General features: G+C 32.6%; 11 protein-coding genes. 1 reads left to right on the forward strand and 10 read right to left on the reverse strand.

All coding sequences use genetic code 11. From position 1 onward, the window contains the following. The coding region (locus tag ACW2QF_RS14630) for an HlyD family efflux transporter periplasmic adaptor subunit (protein WP_455716748.1) at positions 1-1,281 on the reverse strand (1,281 nt) is incomplete at its 3' end. Beyond that, entirely contained in the window at positions 1,274-2,218 is a 945-nt protein-coding gene (locus ACW2QF_RS14635) for a TIGR01212 family radical SAM protein (protein WP_455716749.1), read from the reverse strand. The genes ACW2QF_RS14630 and ACW2QF_RS14635, both read right to left, overlap by 8 nt. 159 nt (positions 2,219-2,377) lie before the next feature. Between ACW2QF_RS14635 and ACW2QF_RS14640 the strand changes: the two genes are divergently transcribed. Continuing rightward, complete coding sequence (locus tag ACW2QF_RS14640; RefSeq protein ID WP_455716750.1) at positions 2,378-2,575, forward strand: DUF378 domain-containing protein; 198 nt, start codon at positions 2,378-2,380, stop codon at positions 2,573-2,575. 92 nt (positions 2,576-2,667) lie between these two features. Here ACW2QF_RS14640 and ACW2QF_RS14645 read toward each other — a convergent pair whose 3' ends face one another. The 8 genes from ACW2QF_RS14645 to ACW2QF_RS14680 form a co-directional block, all read right to left on the reverse strand. Then, positions 2,668-3,087, reverse strand: a complete 420-nt coding sequence (locus tag ACW2QF_RS14645; RefSeq protein WP_455716751.1) for a twitching motility protein PilT — start codon at positions 3,085-3,087, stop codon at positions 2,668-2,670. Between the two features lie 146 nt (positions 3,088-3,233). Further along, positions 3,234-4,217 (reverse strand): D-alanyl-D-alanine carboxypeptidase family protein, encoded by a 984-nt coding sequence (locus tag ACW2QF_RS14650; RefSeq protein WP_455716752.1) that lies wholly within the window; start codon positions 4,215-4,217, stop codon positions 3,234-3,236. After that, complete coding sequence (locus tag ACW2QF_RS14655) at positions 4,214-4,609, reverse strand: methylglyoxal synthase (RefSeq protein ID WP_455716753.1); 396 nt, start codon at positions 4,607-4,609, stop codon at positions 4,214-4,216. Before ACW2QF_RS14655 ends, ACW2QF_RS14650 begins: the two co-directional genes overlap by 4 nt. 6 nt (positions 4,610-4,615) lie before the next feature. Then, positions 4,616-5,731 (reverse strand): FtsW/RodA/SpoVE family cell cycle protein, encoded by a 1,116-nt coding sequence (locus tag ACW2QF_RS14660; RefSeq protein ID WP_455716754.1) that lies wholly within the window; start codon positions 5,729-5,731, stop codon positions 4,616-4,618. 12 nt (positions 5,732-5,743) lie between these two features. Next, positions 5,744-6,019 (reverse strand): cell division topological specificity factor MinE, encoded by a 276-nt coding sequence (gene minE, locus ACW2QF_RS14665; protein ID WP_455716755.1) that lies wholly within the window; start codon positions 6,017-6,019, stop codon positions 5,744-5,746. Between the two features lie 19 nt (positions 6,020-6,038). Beyond that, positions 6,039-6,827, reverse strand: coding sequence for a septum site-determining protein MinD (minD, locus tag ACW2QF_RS14670; protein WP_455716756.1), 789 nt, complete (start codon positions 6,825-6,827; stop codon positions 6,039-6,041). A 113-nt stretch (positions 6,828-6,940) separates the two neighbouring features. Continuing rightward, positions 6,941-7,606 carry a septum site-determining protein MinC gene (gene minC / locus ACW2QF_RS14675; RefSeq protein WP_455716757.1) on the reverse strand — a complete coding sequence of 222 codons (666 nt, stop codon included), beginning with the start codon at positions 7,604-7,606 and terminating at the stop codon, positions 6,941-6,943. A gap of 42 nt (positions 7,607-7,648) precedes the next feature. After that, positions 7,649-9,128: penicillin-binding transpeptidase domain-containing protein (locus ACW2QF_RS14680; RefSeq protein WP_455716758.1), on the reverse strand; the 1,480-nt coding region annotated here is incomplete at its 5' end.

The following is a 9,128-nucleotide window of genomic DNA, read 5'->3' on the forward strand; positions in this document are numbered from 1 at the left end:
GTTTTCATATACTTTCTCAATTCTTCTAAATACACAGTAACCCTTATTCACGTTATAAACGCCTTCAAGTTTATCTGTTTCTGATATAGTATAAGTTTCTTGTGTATCGACGTTACTTATGACATCGCCTGCACTTAGGACAGAAGTATCGACGTAACCAAAATCATCATCTTGATAGTATATTTCAGTTGGTATGAATGTAAATGTTTTTTCACCTTTTTCAGTATAAGTTTCTTTAACTACACCAACTTCATTTGAATCTCCACCGTTCGTAAAATAAGAACGTGGTGCTTTATAAAAAGTCTTTTCCGTTATAGAAGAAATAGGTATCTTAAGTCCGCTTGCTGAATTAAGAAGTAATTCTACTGTAACAAAACGATCTTCTATATAGCGTAGCATATAAGAGTTGAACTCTAATTTGGCAAAGTAGCCTTCACCTTTTTGGTATACAGTAACCGGTGCTGTTACTGTTAAATCATCTTTTTGAAAAGTCAGCTTAACTGAATTTTTATCTTGTAATTTTTCATATTGTTCTTTCGTAATATTAAGAATTAACTTCCATTTTTCATTGGTTACCAATTTATATACAGGACTATCTTTTTCTATCAGTTCATTCGTACGTAACATAACCTTATTATAAGAATCTGTGTTGAATGTATCTAAAGAAACGTCATCTTCTGTAAGATTTTCCATTCCATCAGAATAATATGATACAATACCACTTTTCTTTGATTTTACTACATCAAAAGCTGTACTAGATTTAGATGATTCTAAATTCTCGATATTTTCCATATTTGTATTATTAAGATAGTCTAATATGGCATTCTCCAAATCGTATTTAAAATCATAAACTGCATTATAATTACTCGAGGTATAATTATTCTTGAAATTACTTATATCTGATCGTATGTTTTTAATATCTTTAGCAGTTAATTTTATTGAGCCATTAGTATCAGCCAAAGTTTCATCTGTATTTCCGTTCTCATCTAGTGAGTAAACTACCGAATTTTTAGCTACTTTTTCACCATTTTTAATATAATAATTGACATAACCAGCTTGAGTAGAGTTTACCACTTCTTCTTCTCGAAGAATAACACCTTGGCAAGTATTATCATCTGCAATTGTTTTTGAAACCACTTCGTAGATTGCCAAATGATCTTTTCCCAAGTAAAGAACCACATTAATCCCTATATACAAAAACAATACAAAAAAGATTATTACGCCAATATTAATATTAATTGGTCTCCTATATTTGGCCACTTTTCTGTTTCTACTACTCATGTAAGCAACCTCCTCTACCAAGTGCAGAACCATTGGTATAATTATACTGTTTACCTTGATAGCTCTTAAACTGTTTCATCTCTTCTTCAAATTCGTCTTTCAGTTTCCACCAACTTGTATTCCAATTACTGAATACAGCATCATCTTCTGGTATTCTAGAAAATAATCGTTCTATTACCATATCAGGTCTAAGATATTCCAAAAAAATCCGAAGTCTTTGAATATATTCTTCTTTCGAACATATTGTAATTTCATTTGCCTCATATTGTTTTGCCATCTCGGAATTCTTTGCTATATACAAGGAATGTAGTTTAACAATATGAACAGGCAATACAGAAAGTATCTTAGAAGTTTCAATGACATCTTCTAATGTATCCTGAGGTAAGTTTAATATGATATGCGTACACACACAAAAATCATACTTTGCAATTCTTAATACTGCGTCTAAAAATTCAGCTAAAGTATGTCCTCTATTTATCTGATTAAGTGTATGGTAATTTACTGTTTGTAATCCTAGTTCAATTGTTATTGCGATTTTTCTTTCATTAGATAATTCTTTTAAAAATTGTAGATACTCATCCTTAATACAATCTGGGCGAGTTGATATGGAGATTTCAACTATGTCTGGATAAGTTGCTGCGGCAGTCATATAAGACTTGAATTGTTCAAGTGGCATATATGTATTCGTATAATTTTGAAAATAAGCGATAAATTTGTTTGCATGATATCGTTTGGAAATATGAGCTTTGTTCACAGCCAATTGCTTTACTACTGTTAGTTTATCATCCAAAGATTCGAATCCTGTTCCGATATCTGCACAAAAAGAACAGCCTGTCCCATTGATACGATTAGGGCAAGTAATTGGTAAATTCACAGGTAATTTATAAATTTTAGTACCATATTTATCTTTTAAATAATTTGAATATTTATAATACATAGCAACTCCATTGTTTCAATAATTACACCTATTGTATCATATATTCATAAAATTGTATAGGTAAATGGAATAACTAGTTTGTTTTTATTGTTAATAGAGAATGCATATTTTATGAAATTAAGAAACATACTATCTTTAGAATGACAAAGGAGGTATGTTATGAAAACCATAGACTATATTGTACTCATTCTAGTAATTATAGGAGCTATTAATTGGGGTCTTATAGGATTTTTAGGATTTGACCTCGTAAGAGTGATTTTCGGAGATATGACTTTAGTTTCAAGAATCATTTATGCCGTTATTGGTATTAGTGGTCTTTATGCACTTAGTTTCTTCGGCAGATTACGAAACGACTAGTTTGATTCTGGTATTAACACTCCCATTGTATCAGTGTAAAAGAGCAGATCCATTCCATAAAAGAAATGTTATCTGCTCTCTCTTAATTCTTTCTATAAGGATACTATAACATCATCCTGTAAACTGTTAGTAATGTTCGTACTAGATGTTGATATGCTCAGAACAAAGTCAACATGGAATTGATCTGATATTCTTTTAAGTTTGTCTACTACTGTTTCTATCTCTTCATCTGTAATTTGAGCTACCTTTAAAAAACTGTCAACAAAAACACATTCTAAGTCATGATCTTGTGATATTATTCCGCATATAAATCCTAAAAATTCATGGTAATTATCTATGAGGTAATCTTTCACGCTAATTAATCTGAGTTTATTATTAAGTTCATACATATGCTTATTACTTTTGTCTATGTATACAACTGCGCCTTCAGATTTCAGCATTTTTTCATTAGCCTTGTTAATAATTACCTTAGTTTTACCCTTGCCTTTTTCACCAACAATAATCTGAACCATAGAATTTCCTCCTTATGTGATGCAATTGATATTTAAGTAGCTTTAAAACTACCCAGCTCTTACCGAGCTGGTATATTAATATTATATGCCAAAGATCCATAAGTATATGAGTTAATTATAGTATAGGCTATAAGAATTTACAACCACTATTTGTAGATAAACTTAAGTAAATAAGACATTTGAGAGTACAGACTTGCTTTAGAGTCTGACTTCAAAATTATAGATATATATTCTTTATCGGATTTATCTTTGGAGTAAAGCACAAGGCAAGAACCAGCTTTAATCGTTGTTCCTGTTTTGCCACCAATTACTGTAATTCCATCTGGCATTGCTTCATTCCCTTTTAAATAAAGATTCGTAGTTGAGTATTCTTTCTCGATATTATTACCGCTAGCATTACTATAGGTAACTTTATATGATTTTTCACTTATGATGTCTATAAGAGTTGGCTGCTTAAGTGCTTCACGAAAAATCAAATAAATGTCATAAGCTGTTGTATAATGATTCTCATCGTGAAGTCCATGAGAGTTTACAAAATTCGAATGTGTTGCACCTATTTCTTTGGCTTGCTTATTCATCATTTTTGCAAATGCTTCTTCACTTCCAGCGACGTGTTCAGCAATTGCAATACCAGCATCATTACCAGAGCTTATTAAAAACATATTAAGTAGGTCTTCTAATTTAATTTTATCTCCTTCTTGTAAACCACATAAACTAGCACCAACTTCTGTTATGTGAGAAGCATTATAACTTACTGTAACAGTATCAGATAAATCTGCATTCTTTAATGTTACCAATGCGGTCATTACCTTTGTTATACTGGCTGGATATAATTTTTCATATATATTATCCGCATACAGCAATTCATTATCAGAGTTGTTAACTAATAATGTAGCCTCAGCTGCTAAATTACCATCTCCACCTTTATCGGATTTTAAAGGTATTACGCAGAGATTTTCACCATAGAGATTGGCATATTCATCAACAGTATCAATTGAAGTTGTATATCCTACTACATCTGAATTAATTTCAGAATATTTCATAAGTGCATCGGTAGACGACGAACACCCCGTTAGTGATAACAATACTAACAGGGAGCTTACTAATTTTATTTTCTTATTTGATCTCATTTTAACACTTCTCTCCATTCTAGATCGCCACGGTCTAGCGCTTTGATTAGTAATTCAGCAGTTGCCAAATTCGTAGCTAATGGGATGTTGTGCGTATCGCATAATTGAACGACGTTATTTACATCTGGTTCATGTGATTTAGGCGTCAATGGGTCTCTTAAGAAGATAACAATATCAATTTGGTTGTGCTCAATTTGTGCACCCAATTGCTGTTCACCACCTAGATGACCAGCCAGATATTTATGAACATTTAGATTCGTAACTTCTTCGATTAATCTGCCAGTTGTACCAGTCGCATATAATTCATTCTTACTTAATATACCGCGATACGCAATACAGAAGTTCTGCATTAATTTTTTCTTCGCATCATGTGCTATCATTCCAATATTCATATGCATTTACCCCCTTATATTATTTCTTTGTAAACTAATATTTAATATAAATCCTATTCCAACCATATAACTGACTAATGAACTTAGTCCATAACTTACAAAAGGTAACGGTAACCCCGTATTTGGTAGTATGAAGGTAGCAACACCAATATTGGCAAACACTTGGAACATAAACATTGCAGAAATACCAGTTGCTATAAGCATTCCCATATGATCTTTTGCTGTTCTGGCAACTGCAAGACATTTAAATATCAGTATTACAAGTAGTCCAATAACAACACAACAACCAATGAATCCAAATTGTTCACCTAATACAGAAAATATAAAATCACTTTCAGATACCGGTAAACTTTTACTCTTCAACTCTAAGGATTGCCCAGAAAATAGTTTTCCATACAACTGACCAGAGCCAATATATTCAACCGATATCTTTTGTTGCCATACCAAATCCGGATATTGATCTGGGAATTTAAATGATAAAATTCTACCAAGTTGATATCGTTTTAACAATTTCTGATAAGGTTGTTGTATATACCAATAGAGCCCTAAAACAGTTGGTAATCCTATAGCAAGAAAAGGTACGATTATCTTGTAACTAAGTCCTGCAGCATAAATCATGATAATGTAGATAAATACCATTACCATACTAGATGATAACGCTGGCTGTATTAATATCAACACTATAGGTAATATAACCATTATACCTGATATAAAAACAGTTGACAAGCGGTCCATCTTTTCTTTTCTGTCAGTGAAAAACTGTGCAAAAACGATAATCATCATAATTTTACATGTCTCTGCAGGTTGTAAGTCAAACACGATGAGATTTATCCAACGTCGTGTATCAAACTGTGTCTTACCAATACCAGGAACAAAAACTAGTAAAAGTAAAACAATGTTAAACAAATATATTAGCCATATAAAACGACAAACATAATGGTAATCAACTAGTGCCACAAAACACATCGCTATAAAACCAAGGATTAAACCAAGAATTTGTTTCTTAGCATCATCTGGTTCTACTAATTGAATTAAATAAATTCCTATACAGACAAGTATAAGAACAAGTACGACTAGCGAATAATTCATTCGCTTGAAGTCATAACGCTTAAAATCAAACATGAATAATCATCCTTATTTTCGTGGAGATTTCAGGTCTTTGATAGGAATATTGGCAATAAGTGCAGGGACCCTGCCATTATTCTCTTCTGAGTCAGTTTGTGTAATTTCAATATCTAACTTTTCTTCATCAATTTCCACATATTTTGATATAACTTTAATAATGTCATTTTTCATTTGTTCCATGATTTCAGGAGAACAATTTGCACGATCGGATACAAGCACAAGTTTTAAACGATCCTTCGCAACGTTACCTGATGCTTTTTTCTTAAATAATTCTGCTATACCCATTGTTTGATATTCCCTCCTTTTATTTCTTGAATATACTAGCTAAACGTTGCATTAATGACGCTTTTCCATTTAAGTCTAAGAAAGGAACGTTTTCCCCGGTGATTCTTTTACAAATATTCATAAAAGCTTGTCCAGCTAAAGTATCATCACCTACTAATGGTTCACCTTGGTTAGTTGAGATTACGATGCCTTCATCATCAGGTACAACACCAATTAGGTCAACTGCTAAGATTTCAACAACGTCGTCACTAGACATCATATCTCCACGTTTAACCATGTCCATACGAAGTCTATTTACAACTAAATGTGTTTGTTTAATTTCATTTGCCTCAAGTAATCCGATAATTCTATCTGCGTCGCGTACTGCCGAAACTTCAGGAGTTGTAACTACCAAAGCACGATCCGCTCCCGCTATAGCATTTTTAAAGCCTTGTTCAATACCAGCTGGACAATCCATTAGTATGTAATCAAACTCATCTCTAAGTTCATCAGCTAACTTTCTCATTTGTTCTGGAGTAACTGCTGATTTATCTCTTGTCTGTGCAGATGGTAATAAGTAAAGATTGGGATATCTCTTGTCTTTAATTAATGCTTGCTTAATTCTACAACTTCCTTCAACAACATCAACCAAATTGTATACGATACGATTCTCAAGACCCATTACAACATCAAGATTTCTTAATCCTATATCTGTATCGATTAATACTACTTTTTTGTTTAGTTTCGCTAATCCAGTGCCTACGTTAGCTGTGGTAGTTGTTTTGCCAACGCCACCTTTTCCTGACGTTATAACTATTACTTCACCCATGTAAATTTCCTCCAAACTTTTTGTTGATTCATAATGTCTAATGTTGCCATATTGTAACACTGAACGTAGTAAGAACATATTCAGTGTTACTGACAACAATTTATAGACTAGTTCTATAGACGAATGTCATTAAGAACATCTTTACTAATGGACTCAATATAAATGTTTCCATTTTCTACATAAGCAATCTTTGCTTCCTTGGAAATATCTGTGGATTTGTCATCAGGAGATCTGCCAATGATATCTCCTATCCTAATTTGTACTGGATTCATTGAAAGGGCAACTACAAAGCTATTCTGATTACCAGAAGCACCTGCAAATACATTGCCTTTTAATGCACCTAGTATTATAACATTTCCTTTGGATACAACTTTGGCTCCAGCATTCACATCACCGATAATAATGATACTAGTCTCGAACTCAAGCACTTGTCCGGAACGCAAATTTCCTTTATAAAATTGTCCAGTATTACTAGACAGTTCCATCAATCTATCATTCAAACATTGTTTGAAAATCTTTTCTTTCTCTGCATCTAAATCAACTACACACACAACATTTAGATCAGAATTTTCTGAGATAATATCTAATATATCTCTCTCATCGTCTGTCGTTAATTCTCTACCTTCAAATGTTACAGCGACACTTGCATTTCCAAGAAATTTGGCTGATGCTTTGAATTTCTCAGCTATATTTGATTTTAATTCCTCGAAATCAAGATTAGCGTCAAGTACAACAATAATACCTGATTGATTTCCTTTAATCATAACTGAATTATCCATTTATCAACTTGCTCCTTTCAAAAGTTTGTATCATTAATCTGTCTAGTCAGAAATGCCACCGCTTAGTTCAGGAAGTTTTACTTCACTATCTAACATATCCTTATATCCATCTTGTTTATAATAATACTTGTAGACATCTCTTGCAAGCTCAGCAGCATTACTTGAGGTATAACCATTTGGAATTACAACCGTAACCGCGATTTCTGGATCATCATATGGAGCATAAGATACAAATAACGCATGGTTTGGTTTTTCTTTGTTTTCCTGTGCAGTACCAGTTTTACCTGCTATTTCAATGTCCATTCCATCAAACAATTTCTTAATTGAACTGTCTTCTCCATTAACAACCTTATACATACCTTCTTGGATTAAATTCCAAGTAGTATCACTAATTTCTACGTTATTAAAAATGGTAGATTTATTTTGTTCAATTACTTTCTTATTAAGATCTTGTACTCTATTAAAGATTGTAAGGTTAAAACATGTTCCTCTATTAGCAATTGTAGTAACGTAGCGAGCGATCTGTGCTGGCGTAAAGCTATTAGTACCTTGTCCAATAGCAGAACGAACAGAATCCCAATCTGAAATCTTAGGATCGTATTCCGGTAATTCAATACCGCTAGTAGTCCCCAAGCCAAACATTTCAGCATACTTCTTAATTCGTTTTAGACCTAAATTACTGTTATAATTACCAGATGACTCTGTACCTAGTCGATAACCAACTTCATAGAAGAAATAGTTACACGATACTTCAAGTGCATTTGGAACATCAACTTTACCATGTGAATGTTTCGTATGATCCTTTGGTCCATTGCTAATTTTGTTAAATTGATATTTATCAAGTATTGTTTCTGAAGATCCAACTGCCCCTTCTTCTAATCCTGCAACAGATGTAATCATCTTGTAAGTTGAACCAGGCGCAGTTCTTGCTTGAAGTGCACGGTTGAATAGAGGTGAAGATAAATCATTACTTATTTTATTAAAATAACCAGAATCAACTCGATTTGCAAACATATTATTATCATAACTAGGATAAGATACCAATGCACGTACCTCTCCAGTTTTTGTATCAGTAACAACAACAGAACCGGAACAAGGTTCTAAAGCTAATTGCGCTGGTGTAATTTCAAGATTCTTTATCTTGGTCTGGATAAAGGATGCAGGTGATAATGTACCCGACTTTAGTCCTGTTATTTCTTTCTTATCATATTCTAACACACTCTGGTCAAATAATAAAAGACAAATTTCTTTTCCTGATAATTTGTACGAATATACCAAATCTCGGTATATAATTTTGTTAAAACTGCTATCATCAGTCAAAGTATCTATAATCCTATCTAGAAGCTTTGCGTACAATTCTTCTGTGCTATAATACTCATCGCCTACGTTTAATTTAGTTAAATCTATGAAATTATTTGAAAGAGCATATTTAAGAAATTGACTAAAACTTATAGTCCCATTTTTATAGGCAGTAAGTGTTGTATCATTTTCTGAAATATTTGAAGTTAATAATATTTTTTGA

It is taken from the genome of Anaerosporobacter sp., from assembly GCF_965301125.1.

What these genes read in the sequence shown, in the direction of transcription:
- ACW2QF_RS14655 (WP_455716753.1), bottom strand. Translation starts at nt 4,609, where the DNA reads ATGAATATTGGAATGATAGCACATGATGCGAAGAAAAAATTAATGCAG.
- minE (WP_455716755.1), bottom strand. Translation starts at nt 6,019, where the DNA reads ATGGGTATAGCAGAATTATTTAAGAAAAAAGCATCAGGTAACGTTGCG.
- ACW2QF_RS14635 (WP_455716749.1), bottom strand. Translation starts at nt 2,218, where the DNA reads ATGTATTATAAATATTCAAATTATTTAAAAGATAAATATGGTACTAAA.
- ACW2QF_RS14640 (WP_455716750.1), top strand. Translation starts at nt 2,378, where the DNA reads ATGAAAACCATAGACTATATTGTACTCATTCTAGTAATTATAGGAGCT.
- ACW2QF_RS14645 (WP_455716751.1), bottom strand. Translation starts at nt 3,087, where the DNA reads ATGGTTCAGATTATTGTTGGTGAAAAAGGCAAGGGTAAAACTAAGGTA.
- minD (WP_455716756.1), bottom strand. Translation starts at nt 6,827, where the DNA reads ATGGGTGAAGTAATAGTTATAACGTCAGGAAAAGGTGGCGTTGGCAAA.
- minC (WP_455716757.1), bottom strand. Translation starts at nt 7,606, where the DNA reads ATGGATAATTCAGTTATGATTAAAGGAAATCAATCAGGTATTATTGTT.
- ACW2QF_RS14660 (WP_455716754.1), bottom strand. Translation starts at nt 5,731, where the DNA reads ATGTTTGATTTTAAGCGTTATGACTTCAAGCGAATGAATTATTCGCTA.
- ACW2QF_RS14650 (WP_455716752.1), bottom strand. Translation starts at nt 4,217, where the DNA reads ATGAGATCAAATAAGAAAATAAAATTAGTAAGCTCCCTGTTAGTATTG.